The sequence below is a fragment of the Cupriavidus sp. GW821-FHT07C08 genome (assembly GCF_059419025.1).
Genome location: NZ_JBWKQZ010000011.1, coordinates 128658 through 154448, shown reverse-complemented (window position 1 = coordinate 154448; position 25791 = coordinate 128658). Strand labels below are relative to the sequence as shown.

At 68.5% G+C, this 25791-nt stretch carries 21 protein-coding genes and 1 pseudogene; 10 read left to right on the top strand and 12 right to left on the bottom strand.

The window, feature by feature from the left end; translation table 11 throughout:
• Nucleotides 1-169 precede the first annotated feature (169 nt).
• From AC07UK_RS16390 to AC07UK_RS16380, 3 genes are read left to right on the top strand one after another with little or no spacing between them, the layout of a single operon-like run.
• Nucleotides 170-898 (top strand): response regulator transcription factor, encoded by a 729-nt coding sequence (locus tag AC07UK_RS16390; RefSeq protein ID WP_013953800.1) that lies wholly within the window; start codon nt 170-172, stop codon nt 896-898.
• Complete coding sequence (locus tag AC07UK_RS16385; RefSeq protein WP_494687590.1) at nt 891-2582, top strand: FecR family protein; 1692 nt, start codon at nt 891-893, stop codon at nt 2580-2582. The genes AC07UK_RS16390 and AC07UK_RS16385 overlap by 8 nt, the downstream gene beginning before the upstream one ends.
• Nucleotides 2557-4992: a CHASE2 domain-containing protein gene (locus tag AC07UK_RS16380; RefSeq protein ID WP_494687589.1), complete on the top strand. Its 2436-nt coding sequence runs from the start codon at nt 2557-2559 to the stop codon at nt 4990-4992. The genes AC07UK_RS16385 and AC07UK_RS16380 overlap by 26 nt, the downstream gene beginning before the upstream one ends.
• A 180-nt stretch (nt 4993-5172) precedes the next feature.
• Here the strand turns inward: AC07UK_RS16380 and AC07UK_RS16375 are convergent, their stop codons facing one another.
• The 4 genes and pseudogenes from AC07UK_RS16375 to glnT all read right to left on the bottom strand — a co-directional run bounded on the left by AC07UK_RS16375 (nt 5173) and on the right by glnT (nt 9535).
• Nucleotides 5173-6546, bottom strand: coding sequence for an FMN-binding glutamate synthase family protein (locus AC07UK_RS16375; protein WP_494687604.1), 1374 nt, complete (start codon nt 6544-6546; stop codon nt 5173-5175).
• Nucleotides 6530-7222: a GltB/FmdC/FwdC-like GXGXG domain-containing protein gene (locus AC07UK_RS16370; RefSeq protein WP_436224786.1), complete on the bottom strand. Its 693-nt coding sequence runs from the start codon at nt 7220-7222 to the stop codon at nt 6530-6532. Before AC07UK_RS16370 ends, AC07UK_RS16375 begins: the two co-directional genes overlap by 17 nt.
• Entirely contained in the window at nt 7210-8118 is a 909-nt protein-coding gene (locus tag AC07UK_RS16365) for a class II glutamine amidotransferase domain-containing protein (RefSeq protein ID WP_494687588.1), read from the bottom strand. Before AC07UK_RS16365 ends, AC07UK_RS16370 begins: the two co-directional genes overlap by 13 nt.
• 15 nt (nt 8119-8133) lie before the next feature.
• Nucleotides 8134-9535, bottom strand: a pseudogene (gene glnT / locus AC07UK_RS16360) (type III glutamate--ammonia ligase).
• A gap of 152 nt (nt 9536-9687) precedes the next feature.
• On the opposite strand from glnT, the gene AC07UK_RS16355 reads away from it, so the two are divergent.
• On the top strand, nt 9688-10302 hold the full coding sequence (locus AC07UK_RS16355; RefSeq protein WP_494687587.1) for a helix-turn-helix domain-containing protein: 615 nt from the start codon (nt 9688-9690) through the stop codon (nt 10300-10302).
• A 43-nt stretch (nt 10303-10345) separates the two neighbouring features.
• Here AC07UK_RS16355 and AC07UK_RS16350 read toward each other — a convergent pair whose 3' ends face one another.
• The gene (locus AC07UK_RS16350) at nt 10346-11530 is read right to left on the bottom strand and encodes an NAD(P)/FAD-dependent oxidoreductase (RefSeq protein ID WP_494687586.1); all 1185 of its coding nucleotides are present in this window, start codon (nt 11528-11530) and stop codon (nt 10346-10348) included.
• A gap of 144 nt (nt 11531-11674) precedes the next feature.
• On the opposite strand from AC07UK_RS16350, the gene AC07UK_RS16345 reads away from it, so the two are divergent.
• Nucleotides 11675-12721 (top strand): LysR family transcriptional regulator, encoded by a 1047-nt coding sequence (locus AC07UK_RS16345; protein ID WP_494687585.1) that lies wholly within the window; start codon nt 11675-11677, stop codon nt 12719-12721.
• Here the strand turns inward: AC07UK_RS16345 and AC07UK_RS16340 are convergent.
• Nucleotides 12711-14084 carry a heavy metal sensor histidine kinase gene (locus tag AC07UK_RS16340; protein ID WP_436224793.1) on the bottom strand — a complete coding sequence of 458 codons (1374 nt, stop codon included), beginning with the start codon at nt 14082-14084 and terminating at the stop codon, nt 12711-12713. The two genes, AC07UK_RS16345 and AC07UK_RS16340, sit on opposite strands and share 11 nt — an antisense overlap.
• Nucleotides 14081-14776, bottom strand: a complete 696-nt coding sequence (locus AC07UK_RS16335; RefSeq protein ID WP_436224794.1) for a heavy metal response regulator transcription factor — start codon at nt 14774-14776, stop codon at nt 14081-14083. The genes AC07UK_RS16340 and AC07UK_RS16335 overlap by 4 nt, the downstream gene beginning before the upstream one ends.
• Nucleotides 14777-14941: 165 nt before the next feature.
• Between AC07UK_RS16335 and AC07UK_RS16330 the strand changes: the two genes are divergently transcribed.
• From AC07UK_RS16330 to copD, 4 genes are read left to right on the top strand one after another with little or no spacing between them, the layout of a single operon-like run.
• Entirely contained in the window at nt 14942-16777 is a 1836-nt protein-coding gene (locus AC07UK_RS16330; RefSeq protein WP_436224795.1) for a copper resistance system multicopper oxidase, read from the top strand.
• Between the two features lie 26 nt (nt 16778-16803).
• Nucleotides 16804-17802 carry a copper resistance protein B gene (locus AC07UK_RS16325; RefSeq protein WP_494687584.1) on the top strand — a complete coding sequence of 333 codons (999 nt, stop codon included), beginning with the start codon at nt 16804-16806 and terminating at the stop codon, nt 17800-17802.
• Between the two features lie 34 nt (nt 17803-17836).
• Nucleotides 17837-18223 carry a copper homeostasis periplasmic binding protein CopC gene (copC, locus tag AC07UK_RS16320; RefSeq protein WP_013953793.1) on the top strand — a complete coding sequence of 129 codons (387 nt, stop codon included), beginning with the start codon at nt 17837-17839 and terminating at the stop codon, nt 18221-18223.
• A complete protein-coding gene (copD, locus tag AC07UK_RS16315; protein ID WP_436224797.1) occupies nt 18224-19156 on the top strand; it encodes a copper homeostasis membrane protein CopD in 933 nt (310 codons plus the stop codon).
• 11 nt (nt 19157-19167) lie between these two features.
• Here copD and AC07UK_RS16310 read toward each other — a convergent pair whose 3' ends face one another.
• From AC07UK_RS16310 to AC07UK_RS16300, 3 genes are all read right to left on the bottom strand, one after another.
• Entirely contained in the window at nt 19168-19680 is a 513-nt protein-coding gene (locus AC07UK_RS16310; RefSeq protein ID WP_436224798.1) for a DUF6644 family protein, read from the bottom strand.
• 15 nt (nt 19681-19695) lie between these two features.
• Entirely contained in the window at nt 19696-20067 is a 372-nt protein-coding gene (locus AC07UK_RS16305; RefSeq protein ID WP_436224799.1) for a DUF6152 family protein, read from the bottom strand.
• Between the two features lie 61 nt (nt 20068-20128).
• A complete protein-coding gene (locus tag AC07UK_RS16300; protein ID WP_494687583.1) occupies nt 20129-21457 on the bottom strand; it encodes a tetratricopeptide repeat protein in 1329 nt (442 codons plus the stop codon).
• Nucleotides 21458-21674: 217 nt separating this feature from the next.
• Between AC07UK_RS16300 and AC07UK_RS16295 the strand changes: the two genes are divergently transcribed.
• Entirely contained in the window at nt 21675-22127 is a 453-nt protein-coding gene (locus tag AC07UK_RS16295) for an FKBP-type peptidyl-prolyl cis-trans isomerase (protein WP_013953788.1), read from the top strand.
• 64 nt (nt 22128-22191) lie between these two features.
• Here the strand turns inward: AC07UK_RS16295 and AC07UK_RS16290 are convergent, their stop codons facing one another.
• Together AC07UK_RS16290 and hpnN are read right to left on the bottom strand one after the other, a co-directional pair.
• Entirely contained in the window at nt 22192-22986 is a 795-nt protein-coding gene (locus tag AC07UK_RS16290; RefSeq protein WP_436224801.1) for an MlaA family lipoprotein, read from the bottom strand.
• Nucleotides 22987-23025: 39 nt separating this feature from the next.
• A complete protein-coding gene (hpnN, locus tag AC07UK_RS16285) occupies nt 23026-25662 on the bottom strand; it encodes a hopanoid transporter HpnN (RefSeq protein ID WP_494687582.1) in 2637 nt (878 codons plus the stop codon).
• Between the last annotated feature and the right edge of the window lie 129 nt (nt 25663-25791).

Below are 25791 nucleotides of genomic sequence, written 5' to 3'. Positions count from 1 at the left end.
ATTGGGTAACATGGCGGCAGCCGGCGGGCTTCGGCCTGGCCCGTCGGATCAGATCGACGGCCGCGCCCCCCTGGGGGTGAATATGAGGAATGACTTGCCGGCCGAGCCGTCGACATGCCGTGGCAGAGACCGCAGTTGCAGTCGGAAGCTGGCAGAAGGATGTAGAGGTATGCGTATTGCCTCCGTGGAGGATGATCCGGATCAGGCCGAACTGATCCGGCAGATATTGAGCGAAGCCGGCTTCGAGTGTGAGTCCTTTGCCAACGGCGCGGACTTGCTGCGCGCGCTGCGCGAGCGCGCCTATGACCTGTTGCTGGTCGACTGGCAGCTGCCGGGCACCAGCGGCTATGAGCTGGTCAGCTGGGTGCGGCAGAAGTCCGGCAATATGCCGCCGATCCTGTTCGTCACCAGCCGCACCGCTGAATCCGACATCGTCGACGGCCTGACGGTGGGCGCCGACGACTACATGCTCAAGCCCATCCGCGCCGGCGAGCTGATCGCCCGCGTGCGCTCGCTGCTGCGCCGCGCCTACCCCGAGGCCGCGCAGGAAGTGGAGCTGATCCGGCGCGGCAACTACACCGTCGATACCCACGCGCGCACCATCACCGTCGGCGGCGAGCCGGCGCTGCTGTCGCCGCGCGAATATGAGCTGGCCCTGTTCCTGTTCCGCAATACCGGGCGCCTGCTGGCGCGCGAGGTGATGGAGCAGGCCGTCTGGGGCCGCGCCATGGGGGCGGGCTCGCGTACGCTGGATACGCATATCTCGCGGCTGCGCCTGAAGCTGGCGCTGCGGCCCGAGAACGGCGTGCGGCTGACCTCCGTGTATTCGCACGGCTATCGCTTTGAAGAGGCTTCCGCGGCTGACGCGGAAGCGGATGAGGCCGGGGCGGATGCGTAAGCGGATTGGATGGGCCGCGCTGGCCCTGCTGGCCGGCGTGGCAGTTCCGGCGCACGCCGGGCCCGCGGGCGCGGAAGGCGCCGATTTTATTTACCTGGTGGAGCCGGGCGATACGCTGATCGGCCTGGCCTCGCGCTACATGGCGTCCGAGGAAGGCTGGCGCACGCTGCAGCGCCTGAACGGCGTGGCCGATCCGTACCGGCTGTTGCCCGGCTCGCGCCTGCGCATCCCGCTCAGCCAGATTCCCGAGCAGGCCGCCTCGGCGCGCGTGGTCTATGTGGCCGGCGAGGTCCGCGCCAATGGCCGGCCGGTGCAAGCCGGCATGACGCTGGACGAAACCGCGCGCATCGAGACCCCCGCGGGCGGCTCGGTCACGCTGGAACTGCCGGACCGCAGCCGCGTCACGGTGCCGCCCGCCACCACGCTCTCGGTCAGCCGGCTGCGCACGTTCGCGCGCAGCGGCCTGACCGACACCGTAATCCGCATCGACAAGGGCGCCGCCGATACGCGCGTGGCGCCGCAGGGCGGCGGCGTCGGCCGCTTCGAGCTGCATACGCCGATGATGGTGACCGGCGTGCGCGGCACCCGATACCGGGTCTCGGCCGACACCGCGGGAAGCCGCAGCGAGGTGCTGGAAGGGCGCGTCGGCGTCAGCGCGGCGCGAGGCGCCCGCGCCCGGCCGGCACCGGAGCGCGCGATGACCGCGGCGGCGTCGGTCGGTGCCGGCTATGGCATCGGCGTGTCGGCCGGCGGCAAGCTGTCGCAGCCGGTGGCGCTGCTGCCGGCGCCGGCCCTGTTGCCCCCGGCCGATACCGTGCTGGGCCCGTCCTTCGAGGCCGCCTGGCAGCCGGTGCCGGGCGCCACCGCCTACCGCGTGCTGGTGGCGCGCGATGCGGCGCTGAGCGAACTGGCCTGGACCGGCATCGTCAGTGGCGCCAAGGCGACGACCGCCCGTGTAGACGGGCTGCCCGAGGGCACGCTGTACCTGAGCGTCAGCGCCATCGACAAGCACCAGTTGAGCGGGCACGGCGCCCAGGCGCCGGTGGCGGTGCGGCTGAACCCGCCGGCGCCGTTCACGCAGCAGCCTGCCGCGGATGCGGTGCGCTATGCCGACGCCGTCGCCTTCGAATGGGCCACCGTGCCGAGTGCTGCGCGCTACGAACTGGCGCTGGCCGCCGATCCCGCCTTTACGCGCGATGCCGTGGTGCAGGCGGCCTCCGCGCCCACCGCCGCGCAAGCGCTGGTGCCGGGCCGCTGGTGGTGGCGCGTGCGCAGCGTCGATGCGGCGAGCCGGCCGGGCCCGTGGTCGGACGCGGTCTCGTTCAGCGTCGAGCCCAAGCCGCCCGTGCCGACCCTGCAGGACGACGGCGGCGCGCTGCATATCGGCTGGCCCGAGGGCAGTGGTGCCGGCGCGGGCTACCGGGTCCAGGTGTCGGCCGATGCCGGCTTTGCCACGCTGCTGGCCGACGAGCACACCACCACCAACACCATTGACCTGCCGCGCCCCGCGCCCGGCTTCTATTTCATCCGCGTGGCACGTGCGGCGCCGGGGGTGACGCCGGATCCGGCGGCGTTCTCCGCGCCGCAGCGCATCGAGGTCTCTGCCTTCCTGCGCGACTCGCAGGGCGGCGCGATCGGGTCGGGCGACCGGCCAGACGGTGGTGGCCGCGTCCGGCTCAACTGACGCGCCAGGCCCGGCACCGGCCGCGCCTACGCGGGCAGGCGGGCGGGCTTTCGGGCGGCGCACGCGGATCGAATGGTGCCTGCTGCTTGCGGCCGTGCTGGCGCTGGTGGTGCTGGCCGCGCGCCAGGGCTGGACCGAGCGCGCCGACCTGGCCGCCTACGATATCGCCATCAGCGCCCAGCACCATCCGGCCCGCGACGACATCGTCATCGTCGGCATCGATGACGCCAGCATCACCGCCATCGGCCGCTGGCCCTGGCGCCGCGCGGTGCTGGCGCAGCTGGTCGAGCGCATCGCCGCCGGCCGGCCGCGCGTGATCGGCGTGGACGTGATCCTGGCCGAGCGCGATACCCGCTATCCGCAAGACGACGCCGTGCTGGCCCGCAGCCTGGCCCAGGCCGGCAACGTGGTGCTGCCGGTGGTGGCTGAATCCGGCCCCGCCGGCATGCTGGTGCGCTACCCGCTGGCCGGGCTGGGCGCCGCGGTGGGCCATATCAACATGGTGGTCGATATCGATGGCGTGGCGCGCCAGGTCTATCTGAGCGAGGGGCCCCATCCGGTGGCCGCCGCCGGCGTGCCGCACCTGGCCGCGGTGATGGCGGCGTTCGGGCGCGCCGGAGAGCCGCCCGGCATCGCGCGCCAGGAGCCGGCCCGGATCACCGAGGCCAACGGCTGGGAGCGCAGCGGCCGCCTGCGCATCCCGTATGCCGGCCCGCCCGGCACCTTTGCCCGCGTGTCGGCGCGCGACGTGCTGGACGGCCGCGCCAATCCCGCCATCTTCGCAGGCAAGGCCGTGCTGATCGGCGCGCTGGCCACCGGCATGGGCGACGTGCTGCCGACGCCGGTGTCGCGCGATGGCCGCGGCATGAGCGGGGTGGAGATCCTGGCCAATACCGTGCAGGCGCTGACCGACGGCGACGCCATCGTGGCGGTGCCGCGCGCGTGGCAGGTCGGCGGCACGCTGCTGGCGGTGCTGCTGGCCGCATTGGCCGCGCTGCGCCTGCCCCCGCGCGGCGCGCTGGTGGCCACCGGGCTGCTGCTGGCCGCCCTGCTGGGCGGCTCGCTGTTGCTGCTGGCGCTGGCGCGGCTGTGGTTCGCGCCCGCCGCCGCGGCGCTTGGCTGCGTGCTGTTCTACCCGCTGTGGAGCTGGCTGCGCCAGGAGGCGGCCCTGCGCTTCCTTTCTGACGAACTGGCGCGGCTGGAACGCGAGCCCGGCCTGATTGCCGCGCCACTCCATACCGGCGCCACGCTCGACAGCCGCATGCGCGCCGTCTACGGCATGAGCGCGCAGCTGCGCGGCACGCGCCGCTTCCTGTCCGATGGCCTGGAAAGCCTGCCCGATGCCACCGCGATCTGCGACCTGGATGGCGGTGTGATGCTGGCCAACCGGCGCTGCGTGGCGCTGGCGCCCGCCGTGCTGGACGGCGAGCCCGCGCGCGCGCCGGGCGAGGCCGGTCCGCCGCGGGCCGCCATCCGCGCACTGATCGAGGCAATTTTTCCCGCGCCGGCACCAGCCCTAGCGTACTGGCAGTCGCTGCATGACCGCTACGCCGATGCCGGCATCGCCCCGGCCCCGGTCCCCGACGGCGGCATCGAGGTAGCCGGGCGCGGCGACCGCCGCTACCTGCTGCACGGCGCGCCGCTGCATGCCGAGGCCGGTGCCGTAGCCGGCCTGATCGTCAGCGTGATCGACATCACCGCGATCCGCATCGCCGAGCGCCAGCGCGAGCAGATGCTGCGCTTCCTGTCGCACGACATGCGCTCGCCGCAGGCATCGATCCTGGCCCTGATCGATCTGCATGAGCGCCGCGCGCGGCGCGATGAGGCAGCCGCCGGCGATGTCGCCACGGACAGCGGCGTGCTGGCCCGCATCGCCGCGCATGCGCGCCGCACGATGACGCTGGCCGACGACTTCATCAGCGTCGCACGCGCGGAGTCGAATACCCTGGCGTTCATGGAAGTGGAACTGGGTGGCCTGGTGCTGGATGCGACGGACCAACTCTGGGCACTGGCCAAGTCCGGCGACGTGACGCTGCAGATCGACCTGCCTGACGACCCCGCGGTGCTGCAGGGTGAACCGACGCTGCTGGCACGCGCCATCGCCAACCTGGTCAGCAATGCAATCAAGTTCAGCCCGCAAGGGGAGACCGTGACGGTCTCGCTCACGCGTGAGCCGGGCAGCTTTGTCGTTGCCGTCCAGGACCACGGGCCGGGGATTGCCGAGGCCGACCAGGCTCGATTGTTCGAACCGTTCGCGCGCTTACATGAGGGACAGCGGGGCGCGCCGGAAGGCGCGGGCCTGGGACTGGTGCTGGTGCGGGCCGTGGCCGAGCGGCATGGCGGCAAGGCCAGCGTGCGGAGTGCGGCTGGCGCGGGGGCGGTGTTCCGCATCGAATTGCCTGTGGCCTGAGCGGCACAGCAATGGCCGCAAGCCACGTTACGGCTGCCGACACAATTGTTGGCAGTCGTCACGGGGGGATTTGCGTAGCATCGGATTGCCGCTGGAGCCGCATCCGGTGGTCTTCGCGCCCACGCCAGCTCCCCCAATGGCCGTAACTGGCGTGGGCGGCTTTTTTGGGTGCCCCTGAACTCAGTACCCACCTTGCCCAGGCACCCACGCGGTCCCGGCAAGCGGCACCTGTGTCATCGCCGCCGCCTCGACGGTCAGGGCAACGAGGTCTTCGGGCTCCAGGTTATGCAGGTGCGATTTGCCGCAGGCCCGCGCGATGATCTGCGCTTCCATCGTCATGACCGACAAGTAGTTTGCCAGGCGCCGCCCGGCCTGTACCGGATCCAGGCGAGAAGCCAGTTCCGGATCCTGCGTCGTAATGCCTGCGGGATCCTTGCCCTCATGCCAGTCGTCGTAAGCCCCCGGAACGGTCCCGAGCTTGTGGTACTCGCTGGCATGGCGCGGATCGTTGTCTCCCAGCGCGACCAGTGCTGCCGTGCCGATGGCAACGGCATCTGCCCCAAGAGCGAGGGCCTTGGCGACGTCGGCGCCGTTGCGAATGCCGCCCGAGACAATCAGCTGCACCTTGCGATGCATGCCCAGGTCCTGAAGCGCCTTCACCGCGGGCCGGATGGCCGCGAGGATGGGGATGCCCACATGTTCGATGAACACTTCCTGCGTCGCGGCCGTGCCACCCTGCATGCCATCGAGCACCACCACATCGGCGCCGGCTTTGACCGCCAGGGCCACGTCATAGTAGGGGCGGGTGGCGCCAACCTTGACGTAGATGGGCTTCTCCCAGTCGGTTATTTCCCGCAGTTCGAGGATCTTGATCTCGAGGTCGTCGGGGCCGGTCCAGTCCGGATGCCGGCAAGCCGAGCGTTGATCGATGCCTTCGGGAAGGCATCGCATCCTTGCCACGCGCGGGCTGATCTTCTGTCCCAGCAGCATGCCGCCGCCGCCGGGTTTTGCGCCCTGTCCGATCACCACTTCGATGGCGTCCGCCTTGCGCAGGTCGTCGGGGTTCATGCCGTAGCGCGAGGGCAGGTACTGGTACACCAGCGTCTGCGACTGGCCGCGCTCTTCCGGAGTCATGCCACCGTCGCCCGTCGTCGTGCTCGTGCCGGCGATGGTGGCGCCACGCCCCAGTGCTTCCTTGGCCTGGGCGGACAGCGCGCCGAAGCTCATGCCGGCAATGGTGACCGGCGTCTTCAGGTGAATCGGCTTTTTGGCGTAGCGCGTTCCCAGTACGACGTCGGTCCCGCACTTCTCCCGGTAGCCTTCCAGCGGATAGCGGCTGACCGAGGCACCAAGGAACAGCAGGTCATCGAAGTGCGGCAGCTTGCGCTTGGTGCCGCCGCCACGGATATCGTAGATGCCGGTGGCCGCGGCGCGACGGATTTCGGCCAGGGTGGCCGGGTCGAACGTCGCGGAATAGCGCGGGGGAGTCTGGGTGGAGCTCAATGCCAGCTCCTGCAGTTGGGTCGAGGCATTCACTTCAGTAGGCTCCTGCATTATCGACATGGAAGTTGTAGAGCGTGCGGGCAGACCCGTACAGCTTGAACGACGACGGGTCGACATCCACATGGCCGGCGCGGTGGAGCAGGTCGGCCAGCACCTCGCGTTCGCGCGGGCCCATGGTCTTCTCTTCGCAATCTGCGCCCAGGCTCTTCACCTTGCCGCGCACGTAGATGGCGGCTTCGTAGAGCGAGTCGCCCAGCGCTTCGCCGGCGTCGCCGAGCACCACCAGGTTGCCAGCTTGTGCCATGAACGCCGAGAAGCTGCCGACCGAGCCGCCGACGACGATATCGGCGCCCTTCAGCGAAATCGCGCAACGCAGGCCGGCATCCCCGTCGATCACCAGCAGCCCGCCGTGGGCGGTGGCGCCTGCGGCGTTGGAAGCGAAGCCCTTGACGTGGACCTTGCCGCTCATCATGTTCTCGGCGACGCCCGTTCCGGCGCTGCCGTTGATCGTCACGGTGGCGCCTTGATTCATCCCGGCGGCGTAGTAGCCGGCATGACCTTCGATGACCACGTCGACAGGCGCATTCAATCCGGCGGCGATGGCGTGCGCGCCGTTCGGGTTGTCGATCTGCACGCGCAGGCCGCCTTGCGCAGGCACGTCCTTGTGCAGGTACTGGTTGACTTCGCGCAGCGGCGTGACCGCGAGGTCAAACTTCACGCTTTCCATACGTACATCTCCTCGGGTGCGGGTTCGAAAACATGGGCGTGCCTGACGCCGGGCAGATGGGCCAGCGAGCGGAACTCCGACGCGATGGCGACATAGTCGTCGGTTTCGGCCACCACCGCGGGCTTGCAGGCAAAGGGGTCGCGGATCAGCGCCAGTTCCGTGGGCGTTCCCATCAGAAAGGTGTAGAAACCATCCAGGACCTCAAAGCCTGCCTGCAGCGCCTGCTCGAGCGTGTCGCCTTCGCGCAGCCGCCATTCCAGGAAACGCGTGGCCGCCTCGGTGTCGTTGTCGGTGTCGAAGTGGATGCCATGGGGCGCCAGCATGCGCCGGATGCCGTTGGGGTTCGACAGGGAGCCGTTATGCACCAGGCAGAAGTCCTCGCCGGCGGTGAACGGGTGTGCGCGATCGGGCGTGACGGCGGACTCGGTAGCCATGCGGGTATGGCCGACGAGGTGGCTGCCCTGGAGTTCGGCGAAGCGGTAGCGGGCCGCCACTTCAGCCGGGGTGCCGATGTCCTTGTAGAGGTCGATACTGCGACCCGTCGAGAACACATGCAGCTTCGGGTCGTTCGCGGCGATCCAGTCCTTGACGCGCTCTGGCTCGCCCCGGAAGGTCACGATGCCATGGTTTCCCCTTGCCTGCACGGTTGCGTGCACATCGAGCGCCGCATTCAATGCGTCGGCCAGGCGATTCCAGTCATAGCGCTCGGCGTCATCGGTGTATCCGGCATAGACGCTGAGCTTCCTGTGCCGTTCTTCCACCGGCGCCGAGAACACCGCCAATCCCGCTGAATCCGGGCTGCGCTCGGTCATCCCGATCAGCATGGGTACCATCAGCTCGCCAAGCTTTTCCCGCAGTGAAGATGTCTTGACTAACAATCCAACAATTCCGCACATAGCGTGATTCCTTCTTCAAAAGAATTCCAGGTACTGCTTCACTTCCCAGTCCGAGACATGCCGTTGATATTCGAGCCACTCCATGCGCTTGAGCTTCAGGAACTCTTGCGCAACGGGTCCCAGTGCCTCGGTTATCAGCGCATCGGCTTCGAGGGCATCCAGCGCGCTGCCAAGGTTCTGGGGTAGCAGACCGATGCCGGCTTCGGCCAGTTGCGCCTCGCTCCACTCATAGAGATTGGTGTTGCGCGGTGCGCCGGGATCGAGCTTCCGGTCGATGCCGTCAAGCCCCGCCGCAATCACGGCCGCTGTGGCGAGATACGGGTTGGCGGCGCCATCGGGCAGCCGGAGTTCCAGCCGGCCCTTGGGGATGCGGATCATGCTGGAGCGATTGTTGTCGCCATAGCTGATATACGCCGGAGCCCAGGTGGCGCCGGTGAGGGAACGGCCCACCACGAGCCGCTTGTAGGAATTGACGGTGGGCGCGCAAAGCGCCGTGAGGGCCGGCGCATGGGCCAGCAGCCCGCCGAGGAAGTGATAGGCCAGCGGGGACAGGTCCAGCCCGCGCGGGTCGCTCTTGTCAGCAAACAGGTTGCGCTGCCCGTCGCCGATCGACATGTGCATATGCATGCCGTTGCCAGGGCGGTTCGCAAAGGGCTTCGGCATGAAGGAGCACACCAGGCCCAGCTCGTTGGCGATTTCCGATGCCGCCATCTTGAAGAAGATGAAATGGTCGCAGGACGTCAGGCAGTCGGTGAAGGTGTAATTCAGCTCGAATTGCCCGTTGGCGTCTTCGTGGTCGATCTGGTAGACATCGATGCCCGCGGCCCGCGGCCCGCAGTCCGTTGGACAGACGCTCCAGGAAAGTACGCGTGCGCGACAGCCCCTTGTAGTCGTAACAAGGCTTGGCCAGCGTATCGCTCGGGTCGCACGGCGCGATGCCGCCTTTGTCGTCACGGCGCAGCAGCGAGAATTCAGGCTCGAGGCCGGTATAGAGCGTGTAGCCGCGTTGCGAGAGCCTGGCGATCTGCCGCTTCAGGACGACCCGGCTGTCGTACTGCCATGGCGCACCATCGACATGCCCTTCGCATACGATCCGGGCCAGGCCCGGTTGCCATGGCACCAGCCCGATGGTGTCGAGATCCCCGCGAGCCATGAAGTCCGGGCCATGCGGTTCAATGCCAACGCCCCAGATGGCAAAGCCGGCAAAGCCGGCACCCTCCGCCAGGACCGAACCAAGATGCGCCACGGGCACCGATTTGGCCTTGGCGACGCCGTGGATATCGACGAACTGCGCGAGGACGTAGCTGACGCCGCGCGCCAGGAGATAGTCCTGCGCTTCTTCGACGGTGTTGAACCGCGGAGCGGGGGTCAACGCCCCGGCTGGCGCGGCAAGATGCGCACTCAACTCTGACTTCATGGATCGGCTCCTTCCGACTTTGGAATGCGCCTCGCAGCGCCAGGCGCAAGATTTGCTCCATCGGGAAGCAAATCTGCGATGATTCCTGTGGAGCAACAAATGTGCCTATCAGGAATCTTGCTCCTGGTGCGTCAATGACTGAGAAACCCCACATGAAGACCCATGCCGAGCCCCCTTTTGAAGCCCACTTGCCCCACATTGAGGAATCGGTGGGCATGGTCATTCGCGAACTGCGACTGCGGGAGCGGCTGACGATTGCGCAGGTCGCGGAACAGGCGGGGCTGAGCCGCGGGATGTTGTCGAAGATCGAGACCGGCGGCACCATGGCAGGCATGGATACGCTTGCACGTATCGCCCGCGCGCTGGGCGTGCCAATGGCGGTGCTGTTCAGCAAGTACGATGGCGCGTCGGCCGCCGCGCAGCATGTCAGGCATGGGGCGGGGATGGAGGTAGTGCGACGCGGCACTAAGAGCGGCCATACCTATCATCTGCTGGCTTATGACCAGGGCCCCATGAAAGCCTTTGAGCCGTTCCTGATCACGATCGAGGACGGCACCGAGCGCTATCCGACCTTCCAGCACCCTGGCACCGAATTCCTGTACATGCTGGAGGGCGTGGTCGAGTATCGCTGCGGACAGCAAACCTATACGCTCGAACCCGGCGATGCCCTGACCTTCGCCGGCGAGATACCGCATGGCCCGGTAGGCCTGACCAGGTGTCCGATCAGGTTCCTGTCCATCACCATCTATCCGCGACAAGGGGAGTGATGGTGCCCTGCGATCAGGATCGGCAGCACAGCAAAGGCGGGGCTCAGGACACCGCGCCGAGACCGTACTTGCCAGTCAGCAGCGCACCATTGCGGAAGCGCTCCAGCGAATAAGGGGCGATGTCGATCTCGGTCTCCATGCCCAGGGCTGCCTGGGCCAGCACGCGTCCGACCGCTGGGGCCAGCTTGAAGCCGTGGCCCGAGAAGCCGTAACCCACCACGAGACCCGGTACATCGGGCAGACGCCCGAGCACTGGGTTCCAGTCGGGCGTCACGTCGTAGACGCCCGTCCAGGACGAAGCAATCCCGGCCTCCGCATAGGTGGGGAAGCGCTCGGCGACTTGCGCGCCGACTTCGACCATGTAATCCATGCTGATGTCGCCTTGCTCGTTGTCCGGCGACGACAGCGTCTCACCGACGGTGCCCTCGCTGACCAGCATCTGCCTGCCGCCGTAACTGCGGCAATACAGCATGCCGGGCGAGCCGAGGTCCTTGTACACCGGCATCTGGAACGTATAGGGCGATGCCGCTTCCAGTGCCAGCACGGCATGGCGCTCGGGGACGACCGGGCTGGCAATCCCGGTCCAGCGCTCGATTTCGGTCGCCCAGATATTCTGGGTGCTGATCACTGTGCCGGCGAGGAAGGTCCCTCGCGAGGTTTCAACGCCGGCGACTTTGCCGCCGTCGAGCAACAACCGTTCGACTCCGACGCCTTCGAGGATCCTGACCCCGAGGCGGCGCGCCGCCCGCGCAAAGCCGGTGGCGACCAGGTAAGCGTCGGCAAAGCCGGCTTCCGGCTCGTAGCCGATCAGCGCGGCGTCATCGAAGCGGGCAATCGGAAGCAGGCTTTGCGCTTCCTTTGCATCGAGCCAACGCACGTCGATCCCCTGTGCCTGCTGGGCCTCCAGCGAGGCACGCAGCGGGGCCAGCTTGGGACCATCCGGCGCGGCGATCAGGTAGCCGCACTTGACCATGCCCGCGGAGGCCTCTTCGTCGCCCAGGTAAGCGGCAAAGTCGTTGAACACCTGCCACGACGCTTGCGCCAGCCGGACGTTCTCGATGACCGAGTAGTGCGTCCGCAGGATGCCACTGGATTGGGAGGTGGTTCCTGTACCGATCTGCATGCGCTCGAGCACCAGCACGTTAGTGCAGCCCTGGCGGGCGAGATGACAGGCGACGGAACTGCCGATCACGCCGGCCCCGATTACGATCGCGTCATAGCTTTGCATGGAGATTTCCTGGTGGGATCAGAAACTGGATGCAAGCCTAGGAGCGACGGCAGCGTGGAGCCTTAAATGAAGAAATATTTATAGAAAAGTTTAGATTTTCTTAAGTTATAGTGGCCGTCACCGCTCACCGTTGCAGGCAAGCACATGGCCAAGTCCGCTCCCGTGCCCTCCGCGATTTCCCCGACCCGGCGCCGCGCGTGCGTGCCCGACCTCCACGCGCTACAGGTCTTTATGGCTGTCTGCGAATCCGGTTCCATGGCACTGGCCGCACAACGGCTCGGCGTCAGCCAAAGCGCGGTCAGCCAGATGATCCGCTCGCTCGAAGTCGAGTACGGGATCCAGCTGTTCGACAGGGAAGTGCGGCCTGCCAGGCCTACGCGCGCAGGGAACATCCTGCTGGAGATGGCGGACCGCCTGCTGGCCGAGGCCCGGCATGTGGATGAGGAGTTGCGCAAGCGCGTGCGGCTGGACCACGCCCAGATACGGCTCGGTTGTGTGGACTCTTTTGCAGCGACGTTGGGGCCGGCGTTGATTCGCGGACTGTCAGGGTCTGCCCGGCAAATGCAGCTATGGTCTGGCCTGACCCCGGGCCTGAATGCCCAGCTGCTGGGCCGGGAGCTGGACCTGGCGATCTGCACCGAAGTGCCGGAAGCCGACGCACGCATTGCACAGCGACTTCTGTTTTCCGAAAGCTGGGTGGCCGTATTTCCCAAAGGCAGCCATGTACTGCCGTTGTCCGAGGCGCGAGACCTCGCCGACCGTGTTGGCGATCTGCCGCTGATCCGGTACACGCAGCGCTCGGTCATCGGCCAGCAAGTCGAGCGATACCTGCGCCACATCGGCGTGGAAGCGGCACGTCGATTCGAGTTTGATGCGACCGACCCGCTGCTGAGCCTGGTGGCTGCGGGACTTGGGTGGGCCGTCAGCACGCCCCTTTGCCTCTGGCAATCGCGGGGGTGGCTGGATCAGGTCGAGCTGGTGCCGATCCCGCCATCCCGGCTCGGCCAGCGCGATTTTTACCTGCTTTGCCGAATGGCGGAATGGTCCGGCCTCGCCGAAGACATTGCCCGCATCACGCGGACGGTGCTCACGCGGGAGCTCGTCCCCGCGATACGCGCCATGCTGCCTGGCTTGCCGGCGGATGCGATCAGCGCTGGCACGGCGGAATCTTCCTCAGTCCCTACGCCTTGAACGTCAGGACAAAGCGCGTCCTCCCTCCTGCCGACTCCACTCCAATCCCCCCACCATGCGCGGCCACAATCGCCTGCGTGATCGCCAGCCCCAGCCCCGCACCATCGGATTCTGGCCGCGCCCGCGACTTGTCCGCACGGAAGAACCGGTCAAACAGCGAGGGCAGCAATTCCGGCCGGATGGTCTCGCCTTCGTTCTCGACAACCACCGTCACCCCTTCGGCAGAGGGCAAGATCTCCACCACGATGCCCTTGCCCGCCGGCGTATGCCGCAACGCATTCGACAGCAGGTTGCTCAGCGCCCGCCGCAGCATCAGCCGGTCGCCGGTGATGCGGCCACTGCCGCGCACGGCCATGCGCACACCCTTGTCCTCGGCCAGCGCATCGTAGAAATCGAACAGCGCAGCGACCTCATCAGCCACCTCGATCGCCTCCGCGTTCGGCAGGGTGATGCCGTGCTCCATCTTCGCCAGGTAGAGCATGTCCGACACCATGCGCGACAGCCGCTGCAGCTCTTCCACGTTGGACGCCAGCACGTCGCGGTACTTGTCCGCATCGCGCGGCTGCGACAGCACCACCTGGGTCTGCGTCATCAGGTTGGTGATCGGCGTGCGCAGCTCGTGCGCCAGGTCCGATGAGAACTCCGACAGGCGCGCGAAATCGCGCTGCAGGCGTTCCAGCATGGCGTTGAGCGTCGCCGCGAGGTCGGCCATTTCCACCGGCACGGCATCGACCGGCATGCGCTCGTCGAGCTTGTGCGCGGTGACGGCGCGTGCGCGCGAGGCCATGGTGCGCAGTGGCCAGAGTCCGCGGCGCGCGGCCCACCAGCCCAGCAGCCCGCTCGCCAGCGCGGCCAGCGCGGTGTAGAAGGCCAGCGACTGGCGGAAGGCGTGCATGAAGTGGGCATGCAGCGCCGTGTCCATGCCGACCACGACCTGCAGCGGCCCCGGCTGCCCGGGCGGCACCTGCGCCAGCGCACGCATGCCGCGGTAGGTCTGGCCACCCTGTTCCCAGGTGAAGGCATGCCGCTGCGCCGGCAGTTGCGCGGCAGCGGCCTGTGCGATGCCGAAGTCGAAGTCCTGCGTGGCATACAGGCGCCTGCCGTCGGCGGCGCGCACTTCGGCGACGAATCCGGCATGGTGTTCCAGCACCGGGCCCAGGCGCTGCGGCAGCGACGCCGCCGGGCCCTCGGCCGCGATCTTCCGGATCAGCCGCACGTTGTCACCCAGCACGGCGTAGTCCTCGTCGGCGAAATGATTGTCGATCGCCAGCCAGATCAGCACGCCCAGCCCCAGCAGCACCGCGGTCGACGACAGCGAGAACAGGATGGTGAGCCGTGCCGTCAGCGACATCCGGCCCTTCACTCAGCGTCCTCCGCTGCCTCGGGGGCTTCCAGCACATAGCCCATGCCGCGCACGGTCTGGATCAGCTTGGGCTCGAACTCATCGTCGATCTTTGCGCGCAGGCGCCGGATGGCGACGTCGATGACGTTGCTGTCGCTGTCGAAGTTCATGTCCCACACCTGCGAGGCGATCAGCGAGCGCGGCAGCACTTCGCCACGGCGGCGTGCCAGCAGTTCCAGCAAGGCGAACTCCTTGCTGGTCAGCGTGATGCGGCGCCCGGCGCGCGTGGCCCGCCGGCGGCCCAGGTCCAGCACCAGGTCGGCCACCTGGATGCGGTCCAGCGCCATCTGCGCCGTGCCCCGGCGCAGCAGCGTGCGCACCCGCGCGAGCAGCTCGGAAAAGGCGAAGGGTTTGACCAGGTAGTCGTCCGCACCCAGCTCAAGCCCCTTGACGCGGTCGGCCACGCTGTCGCGCGCGGTCAGGAACAGCACCGGCACGGCGATCTCCGCCGCGCGCAGCGCCTGCACGATGCGCCAGCCGTCGACGTCCGGCAGCATCACATCCAGGATGACCAGGTCGTAGGGCTCTGTCATCGCCATATGCTGGCCGTCCAGCCCGTTGGCCACCAGGTCGACGACAAAGCCCGCCTCGGTCAGCCCCTGGCGCAGGTATTCGCCGGTCTTGGACTCGTCCTCCACCACTAGCAGTTTCACAGCACTTTCCTTGATCGATCGGCCCTTTGGGCAGGATCCGGCAACTCTACGCCGGCAACGCGGGCGCCAACATGACCGGAAGATTACCGGAATGTCATGTTCCAGTCAGACGTGCGTAGGGTGGCCTTCGCTACGCTTGGCATGCCTTCAACCAGGACTGATGACATGCGACGCCACCCCAGTACCGGCCTTGTGCTGCCCGATTTACCCCGCCGCCGCTTCGTGCAAGGGCTGGTTGCCGGCGGCGTGGTGGCCAGCCTTGCCGGCGTTGGCGGCAGCGCGTGGGCGCAGCATGCGGGCCAGCGCGCCGGGCAGGCTGCCCCGGCCGGCTCCGGCTCGGCGCCGGTCCTGCGCGGCACCGAGTTCGACCTGGTGATCGGCGAGTCGCTGGTCAACTTTACCGGCAAGCCGGCCATCGCCACCACCATCAACGGCATGCTGCCCGGCCCGACGCTGCGCTGGCGCGAGGGCGACACGGTCACCATCCGCGTGACCAACCGCCTGCGCGAGGCCACCTCGATCCACTGGCACGGCATCATCCTGCCGTTCCAGATGGACGGCGTGCCGGGCATCAGCTTCGCCGGCATTCCGCCCGGCGAGACCTTCACCTACCGCTTCAAGGTCGCGCAGACCGGCAGCTACTGGTACCACTCGCATTCCGGCTTCCAGGAAATGACCGGCGTGTACGGCGGCATCGTCATCGATCCGGCCTCCGGGCAGGAAACCGTGCGGGCCGACCGCGACCACACCGTGTTGCTGTCGGACTGGACCGACGAAGACCCGATGCGGGTGCTGACCAAGCTCAAGATCCAGGGCGACTACTACAACTACAACCAGCCGACCGTGGTCGACTTCTTCCGCGACGTCTCGCGCGACGGGCTGAAGCAGGCGCTGGACAAGCGCAGCATGTGGAACCAGATGCGGATGAGCCCGACCGACCTGGCGGACCTGTCCAGCGCCACGCTGACGCACCTGGCCAACGGCGTCACTCCGGCCGGCAACTGGACCGGGCTGTTCCGGCGCGGCGAGTCCGTGCGCCTGCGCTTTATCAACGGCTCGGGCAACACCTTCTATGACGTGCGCATCCCCGGACTGAAGCTGCGGGTGGTGCAGGTGGACGGCCAGGATATCGAACCGGTCTCGGTCGATGAATTCCGCTTCGGCCCCGGCGAGACCTGCGACGCCATCGTCGAGCCGCGCGACGACGCCTACACCTTGTTCGCGCAGTCGATGGACCGTACCGGCTATGCGCGCGGCACGCTGGCGGTCAGGGAAGGGCTGGCGGCGCCGGTGCCCGCGCTCGACCAGGCCGAATGGCTGACCATGACCGACATGATGGGCGAGATGACAGGCCACGGCGGGCATGGCGGACACGGTGGCATGCAGCACGGCGCGATGCCGATGCAGGGCATGGACCACGCCGGCATGGATCACAGCCAGCACGCCATGGCCGCCGCCGATCCGCTCAAGGTCCCCAGCAAGACCGCCCGCCACGCCCGCACCGAATACGGTCCGGGCACCGACATGCGCGTCGACATGGCCCGCACCAACCTGGACGATCCCGGCATCGGCCTGCGCAACAACGGCAGGCGCGTGCTGACCCTGGCCGACCAGCACACCATCGGCGGCGCCATGGATGCGCGCGGCCCCGGGCGCGAGGTCGAGCTGCACCTGACTGGCAATATGGAGCGCTACACCTGGTCCTTCGACGGCGTCGAGTTCGGCAAGTCGACGCCGATCTACTTCAAGCACGGCGAGCGGCTGCGCGTGATCCTGCACAACGACACCATGATGACCCACCCCATGCACCTGCACGGCATGTGGAGCGAGCTGGAAGCGCCGGACGGCAGCTTCCAGGCGCGGCGCCACACCATCCCCGTGCAGCCGGCGCAGCGCATCAGCTTCCTGGTCACCGCCGATGCGCTCGGACGCTGGGCCTGGCATTGCCACCTGATGCTGCATATGGATGCGGGCATGTTCCGCGAAGTGGTGGTGGCATGATGGCTCAACCTGAATTCGCAATCTCCATGCACAGGCACACGAAGACGATACTGGCCGCGGCGCTGGCCTTGACCGCAATCGGCGCAGCCCAGGCGCAGGACCCGCATGCCGGCCATGCGCACAAGCACGATGCCCCGGTCGCCATGCAGGGCATGGACCATGGCCAGATGCAGGGCATGGAGCAGGACGGGATCCAGACCATGGACGGTGGCGGCGCGCCGATGCCGGACATGCAGGGCATGGCCGCCCCTGCCATGGACCATGGCGACATGAAGATGCAGGGCGGCAGCGCGCCGCCCGACGCCCGCGATCCGCATGCCTATTCCGGCGGCTACCAGCTGGGCGTCGGCAAGTACGCGCTCGGCGACAAGCGCCAGCTGGTGATGGCCGACGAGCATTTGTTCGCCTCGGTGCTGGTCGACCGCCTGGAGTGGGCCCACGCCAGCGGCAGCAATGCCGCCGACTACGAGATGCAGGCGTGGTTCGGCAACAGCTATGACAAGCTGGTGCTCAAGGCCGAGGGCGAAGCGTCGAAGGGCAAGATGCACGAGGCCCGCACCGAGCTGCTGTGGGGCCACGCCGTGGCCAGCTACTGGGATACCCAGCTGGGCCTGCGCAACGACGCCGGCAGTGGCCGCCCGGCCCGCAACTGGCTGGCCTTTGGCATGCAGGGGCTGGCGCCGTACTGGTTCGAGGTCGATGCCACGGCCTATGTCGGCACCAGCGGCCGCACCGCGCTGCGGCTGTCCGCCGAATACGAATTGCTGCTGACGCAGCGCCTGATCCTGCAACCACGCATCGAAGCCAACCTCTATGGCAAGAACGACCCGGAGGTGGGCATCGGCAGCGGCTTGTCCAACGGCACCGTGGGGCTGCGGCTGCGCTATGAGTTCAGCCGGCAGTTTGCGCCGTATATCGGCGTGGAGCGCTACCAGACCTTCGGCAATACCGCCGACATGATCCGGACCTCTGGCGGCAAGGCGGGCGAAACGCGTTTCGTCGCCGGTGTCCGGGTCTGGTTCTGACACCACAACTTCATCATCCCAAGCGGAGATAACCATGCATGCCAATCGCCCCCTGATCCAGACCCTGCTTGCCGCCAGCGCCGCGCTGGCCAGCAGCATCGCCTTCGCGCACCCGAAGCTGGTGTCGTCCACGCCGGCGGACAAGGCCGAAGTGGCGGCGCCGCAGAAGATCGAACTGCAGTTCTCCGAGACCCTGGTCACCCAGTTTTCCGGCGCCAGCCTGGTGATGACCGGCATGCCGGGCATGGCCAGTCATGCGCCGATGAAAATGGCCGCGAAAGTCTCCGGCAGCGACGACCCCAAGGCCATGGTGATCACGCCGGCGCAGCCGCTGCCGGCCGGCAGCTATCGGGTGGACTGGCGGGCGGTGTCATCCGATACCCATCCCGTCAACGGCAATATCGCCTTCACGGTGAAGTAATTGCCGCAACCGGACTGGGTGGCCGCCGGGCTGCGCCTGGCGCTCTATGTCGACCTGGCCTCGCTGTTCGGGCTGCCGCTGTTCTGCACCTATGCGCTGCATCGGGGTGAGCGGGCCTCACGCTTTGCCATGCGATGCCAGGCGCTTGCGCTGGGCTGTGCCGTAGCGGGCATCGTGCTCTCGCTGGGCGCCCTCGTCGTGATGGCCCGGGCGATGACGGGGGTGTCCGACTACGCTTCGTTGCAGGGCCACGTCTTCGCGATGATCGTCACGGGCACGGATTTCGGCTTGGCCTGGTCGGTGCGCCTGATGGCCCTGCTGCTTTGCGTGCTGGCCGGCGTGTCCTGGCGCAGGCGGCCGGGCGCGCGCTGCGCTGCGCTGGCCGGGTTCGGCGGGATTGCGCTGGCCACGCTGGCCTGGGGCGGCCACGGCGCGATGCATGAGGGCGCCTTGCGCTATGTCCACCTGAGCGCCGACGTGGCGCACCTGCTGGCCGCCGGCGCATGGGTTGGCGCGTTGGCCGCGTTCGTGCTGCTGTCGCTGGCGCGGCCGGGATCGGACCAGGCGGCCGTGGCGCTGCTGAGCCGCACCTCGAACGGGTTCGCCCGCGTCGGCACCATCATTGTTGCCACGCTGCTGCTGACCGGCGTGCTCAACTACTGGTTCATCGTGGGCCCGGCGCTGCCGGAGTTCGCGCCGATGTCCTATGGCGGGCTGCTGGCCGCCAAGCTCGCGCTGTTCGTGGCGATGCTTGGCATGGCTGCCGCGAACCGCTTCCGCCTGAGCCCGCGGCTGGCGCTGGCGGTGCAGGCCGGGGAGCATCGGATGGCGGCGCTGGCGTTGCGGCGCAGCCTGCTGGTGGAGGCCGGCGCCGCCGCGCTGGTGATGGCCCTGGTGGCCATGCTGGGGATGCTGTCTCCGGTGCCGATGTGAGGGCGGCGCGATCAGACATAGGCAATCAGACGCCCGGCACAGATCACCAGCGACCACGTCACCATCGAAACTATGGCGCTCACCCGCGCGCCGGTTGGCGGTGCGACGCCGCTGTCCCAGCCCCGTTGCCCGGCATGCAGGCTGCGATATGGCACCAGGTGGAACCACAGCACATTGGCCAGCGCCAGCGCGATCAGGCACAGCTTGGCCAGGAATGCGGGATTGACGGCCAGCTCATCGGCATGGGCCAGGAACAGCAGCACGCCGCTGGCCGCGACCGCGACGAAGGCGCCGGCGGTGAAGGGCAGCGCATGGCGCAACAGCAGGCTCACCGGCAGCTGCCGGCCGAGTCCGGCCAGGCGCATGTCGACCACGAAGATGGAGCCGAACAGCAGCGCCATGCCGGCCAGGTGGACGATCTCCACTGCGGGATAGGCCCAGGCCGAACTGCGCAGGGCCATCGGGAACGGCAGCCGCGCCAGCGCGCCGGCCCATTCCGTCCATTGCGCGAACAGCACCGACATGCGGCGCGCGCCGGCTCAGCGCAACTCGACGGTCTTGCCGCCCACGGTGATGCGCTCGGCGCGCAGCTCGTCGGCCTTTTCCTTGCTGGCGTACCCGACCAGCGTGACCTCGCGCCCCACGGCGACCTTGTCGGCGGTGGCGCCGCGCGCTTCCATCCGCGACACCGGTGCCAGCACGGCCAGCCAGCGCTTGCCGCCGGCGTCGATGCGGATATGCGCGTGGGGGTTCTCGTAGTGGCTCTCGACGATCTTGCCGGTCAGCGTCAGCGGCTTGGTCTCGTCATAGGTGGACCAGCCGTGATGGGCAATGGCCGGCACGGCGGCCAGCGCCAGCGCGGCGCTGGCGGCAAAGAGGGCGGGGCGGAACAGCGCGCGGATGCTGGGCATGGGTGGTCTCCGGTCAGGACAGGTGCAGTATAGGCGCCGATCCCGGCCGTGGCAGTGAGACTTATGCGCGGCACGAGTCTGCGCGCTGCACCAGCCGGTGCAGGCTAGGGCTCATGGGCTTGAGCGCGGCGCGTTCGGCCGTGAGCGCGATCGCCAGGTTGCTGCGGCCGCCGCGCAGCGCCGCCTCGAGCAGGGTCAGGCTGATGACGTCGCGCTGCGCGTGGCTGCCGCCGAAGCGGTGGGCGATCAGGCGCACCGGCGTCAGCAGGTCGATGGCGGTGGTGTAATCGCCCTGGTCGAACGCGACCAGGGCATCGGCCACCGGCAGCCCCACATCGCGCGACATCATGGCATTGGTGCCGTTGCCGAGGGCGGCGCGCTCCAGCGCGGCACGGACCTGGTCGGCGGCCGCGGGCCGGTGCGCGCCCAGGCTGGCCATCACGGCATGGACATCGTTGAATGCGTAGTAGCCGGCCGCGCCGCGGCCCAGCCAGTCGTCCGCCACCGGCTGCCAGCGCCGGCCCACGTCCACGCCGCGCAGGTGCAGCCGCCACAGCAGCGCGGAGGCATCCACCAGGTCCAGCGCGATCGCCGGCGCGGGGCGCTTGATATAGCGGTCGTACAGCGCCAGCACCTCGTCGGTCCTGCCGTCTTCCAGCTGGAACAATGCCAGGTGCCACCAGTTGTGCACGGCCAGCATATTGTCGTCGGACCAGTCGTCGCGGCGCCCGTCCAGCCAGGCGATGCCGTCGGCCAGGCGGCCCTGCATCTCCATCACGTGCGCCACCGCGTGCACGGCCCACGGGTCGCGCGGATTGAGCTCCAGCGCGCGCCTGCCGCTCTCCTCGGCGCGGCCGTAGAGCTGGGTTTCCTCCAGGCCGAAGGCATGCATGCCGAGCAGGTAGCCATAGCCCGGCATGCCGGCATCCCAGTGCGGCAGCGCCTGCGCCACGCGGTCGCGCAGCATCGATGACTGCCCCAGCAGGAAGTCTTCGAGATGCGCGGTCTGGATCGCCAGCAGGTCGCGTGGATAGTCGATCACGATATCCCCGTAGAGCCGGACCGAGCGCTCGAATTCGCCGTCCAGCCAGGCGCGTGCCGCGGCAATATGGCGGCGCTCGCGGTCGTTGGCGCGGGTGTGCAGGGCTTCGCCGGCTTCGACGCTCTGGCGCAGCATGGGCTCGGCGGTGCCGTCGCCAGAGGTGACCATCAGCGCGGCGCGCAGCGCGTGGCCCATGGCGAAGCCGGGGTCGGCGGCCAGCGCCGTGTCGATGGCGGCGAGCGGGTCGCCGTAATAGCCGTTCAGCAGTTGCAGGGCGGTCTCATACTGCTCGACCGAGCGGGCGTTCTGGGTCGAGACCGGAAGATCCCGTGAATCCGTGAGTGCCATGGCAATCTCCGTGCGCCCGCGGCAGCGGGGCTGTCACGAACCATCGTAGACGGCAAAACGCCCGGTGTAACGGATGCGGCGGGGTGCGCCGCACCATGCCCGCCACAAGGCGCATGGCCCGGGTGCGTTGTGCGCTATATGCCGCTGCCGCCATATCGTTGCCGTGTGTCGGTTAAACTGCCGCATCCCCAATCACGACCTCACCACCAGGTTTCCCATGAAAACACTTGCGCTTTTCCTCGGCACCCTGACCTTCGCCTGCGCCGCATCCGCGGCCGCCCCGGCTGCCTCGGCCCCGGCCGCTCCGGCCGCTCCGGCCGCACCCGCGGCGGCGCCGCAGACGCTGGCGTCGGGCATGACCATCCAGCACCTGATCAAGGGCAATGGCGCCTCGCCCAAGGCCACCGACTCGGTGCAGGTCCACTACCGCGGCACGCTGGCCGACGGCACCGAGTTTGACAGCTCGTACAAGCGCGGCCAGCCGATCTCGTTCCCGCTCAACCGCGTGATCCCGTGCTGGACCGAAGGGGTGCAGGCGATGCAGGTGGGCGGCAAGGCCAAGCTGACCTGCCCGCCGGCCACGGCCTACGGCGCGCGCGGCGTGCCGGGCACGATCCCGCCGAACGCCACGCTTACCTTCGAGGTGGTGCTGCTGGGGATCGGCGGCTAGTCCACTGAATCATTGACATGGCAGGCACCGACCAATTTCAGTGATTCAGTGGACTAGGACAGCATCAGCGCGGCGCTTGCGGCTGCGCGGGCGCAGGCGTGCCCGCCGGCGCCTCCGCGGCGGGCGCGGCGGCCGCGCCGCTGTCGTCGTTTTCGTCGTAGTCCGGCAGCGACGTGTTCTCTCCCAGCAGGTAGCGGCGCCGCTGCACGTAGGCATCGCGCACAAAGGTGTACTTGTCCAGCGCCGCCAGCTTCAGCAGGTCGGTGGCGCCCAGGAGGTTGGTGCGCACGTCCACCACGTTCATCCCGAACAGCGAATTGCGCACCGCCGGCTCGGCATAGGTGGTCGGGTCGAACTGGAAATTCACATACAGGCCCACGCCGTCGCGGAATGAGCTGGGGCCAAACAGCGGCAGCACCAGGTAGGGTCCCGACGGCACGCCCCACGTGCCCAGCGTCAGGCCGAAATCCTGCGAATGCTTCTGCAGACCGGCGGGCGTGGCGATGTCGATCAGTCCGCCGAGTCCCAGCACGGAATTGATCGCGACCCGCATGAGGCTCTCCGCTGCCTCAACGCCCTTGCCTTGCAGCAGGTTGTTGGCAAAGTTGCCGATGTCCGCGATGTTCGAATAGAAATTGGTGACCGCGGTGCGCACCGGCTCCGGCGTGACCGCCTTGTAGCCCTTGGCCACCGGCACGGCCACGTACTGGTCGAGCTTGTCGTTGACGGTGAAGACCGCGCGGTTCATCGGCTCGAGCGGATCGTCGGGATTGGCTTGCGGGCCGGTGGCGCAGCCGGCGAGCAGGGTGACGGCAATGGCGGTGGTGGCAACGGATGTAGCGCGCTGGCGTAAAGGCATCGTACGAAGGGGTTCGGGTCGGCCGCGTCGGGTTTGTGATTATGACCGGGCAGCTTTGTCATGTTTGTGATGGGCGCCTTCGCGCGGGCGGCCCATCAGGATCGGCTGGAAGAACACCGCGCCGACCAGCGTGCACGCCAGCGCCAGCGCCAGCAGCTTGCCCATGCTGGCGGTGCCGGGATGCTGCGACAGCCACAGGCTGCCGAAAGCGGTGGCGGTGGTGGCCGCGCTGTACAGCACGGCGTGCGTCAGGCTGGACTGCAGCAGCTGGGTCTTGCCGTGCCGCCAGGCAATCACGTAGTAGATCTTGAACGCGACGCCCACGCCCAGCAGCAGCGGCAGCGCGATCACGTTGGCAAAGTTCAGCGCAATGCCGAACAGCACGCACAACTCCAGCGTGACGATGGCCGAAACCAGCAGTGGTATCAGCGTGCGCAGCACGTCGCCGAAGCGGCGCAACGTGATCCACAGCAGGATGGTGATCGACACCACCGCCCACGCGCCTGCCTGAGTGAAGGCGGCCAGGATGGTATCGGCCGAGCCGCGGATCGCGATCGGCCCGCCGGTGGCGGTCGGTGCCACGCGCTGCACCGCGGCGATGAAGCGGTCCAGCGCGGCCTCGCGCTGCGCGCTGGCGGGCGGCGGCAGCTTCGGGCTGACGCTGACCAGCGCGCGCCCGTCCGGCGTGATCCAGTCGCGCACCAGTTCGGGCGGCAGCGTCTGCTGGCTGACGGGCTGCGGGTCCAGCGCCAGCTTCAGCCGTGCCAGCGCCAGCTGCAGCGGCATGGCGATGGCGCGCTCGGCGCGGTCGCGCGTGGCGGCGTCGGCGGAGGCCAGCTTCTTCAGCGCGGCGGACAGGTGCGCGGCTTCGGCCGCGCCCGGACCGGGATGCTCGTCGGCGGCGATGGCCAGCTGCCGCGCGGCATTGCGCAGCGCATTGACGCGCGCGCTGTCGGTGGCGGGCGTGGCGGTGGGCTGCGTCAGCGCCGGCATCAGCGCGGCCGAAGCCTGGCCGATGGCCTGCAGCTTGGGCGGCTGGTCGCCGGGGATAAAGGTCTGCAGCGTGACCGCGCGCGCCACCTCGGGCAGCGCCGCCAGCTTGCCGGCGAGATCGCGCGCGGCCGGCAGCGAAGGCGCCAGCACGCTGACATCGTCGGTGCCGGCCTGCGGCGCGTCCCTGAGCGCCAGCAGCGTGGCCATCGATTCAGATTTGGGGTCCTTCAGATGCAGCGGGTCGAAGTCAAAGCGCAGGTGCGGCAGCAGCGGCGCGCCTGCCAGGATCGCGAGCAGGGTGACCAGCAGCACCGGCTTGCGATAGCGGTCGAAGAACCGGTCCGCGGGCGCCAGCCATGCGAAGCCCGGCGCCTCGGGCTCGCCGCCGGGCTTGAGCACGCAGATCAGCGCCGGCAGCAGCGTGAAGGTGGTGGCGAATGCCACCATCATGCCCACGCCGGCGATCAGCCCCAGTTCGGCCACGCCGCGGTAGTCGGTGGGCAGGAAGCAGAAGAATGCCGCCGCCGTGGCCGCGGCGGCCAGGGCCAGCGGCGCGCCCACGCCGCGCGCGGACAGCCCCAGCGCTTCGACGATATGGTCGCGGTCATGGCGCTCGGCGCGGTAGCGCACGCCGAACTGGATACCGAAATCCACCCCCAGCCCGACAAACAGCACCGCGAACGCCACCGAAATCATGTTCAGCGAACCGACCATGGCCAGCCCCAGCGCGGCGGTGATCAGCAGCCCGGTAAACAGGCTGCTGATCACCGCCACGATCAGCCGCGCCGAGCGCAAGGCCAGCCACAGGATCAGGACCACCACCAGCACCGTCAGCACGCCGTTGAGCACGGCGCCCTCGCTGACCGAGGCGAATTCATCGTCGGCCAGCGCCTGCGGGCCGGTCAGGCGCACCGTGGCCTGGTAGCGCTGCGCCAGCTGCAGGTCGGCCGCTGCCTGCCGGATCGCGCGCGACGCGGCGGCCCCGGCCTGCAGGTCGCTGTAGTCCAGCACCGGGCTGAGCGCGAGGTAGCTGTAGACCTGGCCGTCGGGCCCGGGCTTGAGGCTGTTGTCGAGCAGCCCTGCCCAGGACAGCGCGGCGGGCTTGCCGGCCAGCACCTGGTCCAGTGTCTGGGCACTGCTGCCCAGCAGCCTGGCCATGTCGCCCAGCTTTACCTGCCCCATCTGCAGCGGCAGCGTCAGCGTGGTGGTGAGGAGATCGGACAGGCCGCGCAGTGTCGGGTCATGTGCGAGCGCGTTGACCAGCGGACGCGCCTGCACAAGCTGCTGCGTAAGCTGGCGCACTTCCTCCGTGCTGGCGAACAGTAAGCCGTTGCGCGCGAAGAACGGGCCGCCGCCGGGCTGGCTGACCGCGGTGAAGCGTGCCGGCTGGCGGCGCAGCGCCTCGGCCAGCGCGTCGGCGGCGGCGTCGGCCAGCTCTGTCGCGGGCGCCTGCACCACCGCCAGGATCAACTGGTTGCGCTGGGGAAAGGCGTCGCCGATGGCGGCGTCGCGCACCGCCCAGGGGGCGTCGGATTCCAGCAGGCGGCCGATGTCGGTGTTGATCGCAAAATTACGGGCCACGTAGACGCCGCTGGCGGCGGTCAGCAATGCCGCGAGGATGATGACGCGCCACGGCCAGGCGGTGGCAAGCCGGACAATGCGTGTCAGCAGCGAAGTCAGCATGGGCGGATCCAAGGAGCACGAACCGCGAGTATATCGGCTGGCAGCGTGGCGCATGCGGCATGCGCGGCCCAGGCATCCGCGATTCAGGCCGATCCGCTATAAACTGTCAGCCTGGCGCCTGTGCTGCAG

Coding starts and splice junctions, on each gene's coding strand:
- AC07UK_RS16390 (WP_013953800.1), top strand. CDS start 170: ATGCGTATTGCCTCCGTGGAGGATGATCCGGATCAGGCCGAACTGATC.
- AC07UK_RS16385 (WP_494687590.1), top strand. CDS start 891: ATGCGTAAGCGGATTGGATGGGCCGCGCTGGCCCTGCTGGCCGGCGTG.
- AC07UK_RS16375 (WP_494687604.1), bottom strand. CDS start 6,546: ATGCAGGAGCCTACTGAAGTGAATGCCTCGACCCAACTGCAGGAGCTG.
- AC07UK_RS16370 (WP_436224786.1), bottom strand. CDS start 7,222: ATGGAAAGCGTGAAGTTTGACCTCGCGGTCACGCCGCTGCGCGAAGTC.
- AC07UK_RS16365 (WP_494687588.1), bottom strand. CDS start 8,118: ATGTGCGGAATTGTTGGATTGTTAGTCAAGACATCTTCACTGCGGGAA.
- AC07UK_RS16355 (WP_494687587.1), top strand. CDS start 9,688: ATGAAGACCCATGCCGAGCCCCCTTTTGAAGCCCACTTGCCCCACATT.
- AC07UK_RS16350 (WP_494687586.1), bottom strand. CDS start 11,530: ATGCAAAGCTATGACGCGATCGTAATCGGGGCCGGCGTGATCGGCAGT.
- AC07UK_RS16345 (WP_494687585.1), top strand. CDS start 11,675: ATGGCCAAGTCCGCTCCCGTGCCCTCCGCGATTTCCCCGACCCGGCGC.
- AC07UK_RS16330 (WP_436224795.1), top strand. CDS start 14,942: ATGCGACGCCACCCCAGTACCGGCCTTGTGCTGCCCGATTTACCCCGC.
- AC07UK_RS16325 (WP_494687584.1), top strand. CDS start 16,804: ATGCACAGGCACACGAAGACGATACTGGCCGCGGCGCTGGCCTTGACC.
- copC (WP_013953793.1), top strand. CDS start 17,837: ATGCATGCCAATCGCCCCCTGATCCAGACCCTGCTTGCCGCCAGCGCC.
- AC07UK_RS16310 (WP_436224798.1), bottom strand. CDS start 19,680: ATGTCGGTGCTGTTCGCGCAATGGACGGAATGGGCCGGCGCGCTGGCG.
- AC07UK_RS16305 (WP_436224799.1), bottom strand. CDS start 20,067: ATGCCCAGCATCCGCGCGCTGTTCCGCCCCGCCCTCTTTGCCGCCAGC.
- AC07UK_RS16300 (WP_494687583.1), bottom strand. CDS start 21,457: ATGGCACTCACGGATTCACGGGATCTTCCGGTCTCGACCCAGAACGCC.
- AC07UK_RS16295 (WP_013953788.1), top strand. CDS start 21,675: ATGAAAACACTTGCGCTTTTCCTCGGCACCCTGACCTTCGCCTGCGCC.
- AC07UK_RS16290 (WP_436224801.1), bottom strand. CDS start 22,986: ATGCCTTTACGCCAGCGCGCTACATCCGTTGCCACCACCGCCATTGCC.
- hpnN (WP_494687582.1), bottom strand. CDS start 25,662: ATGCTGACTTCGCTGCTGACACGCATTGTCCGGCTTGCCACCGCCTGG.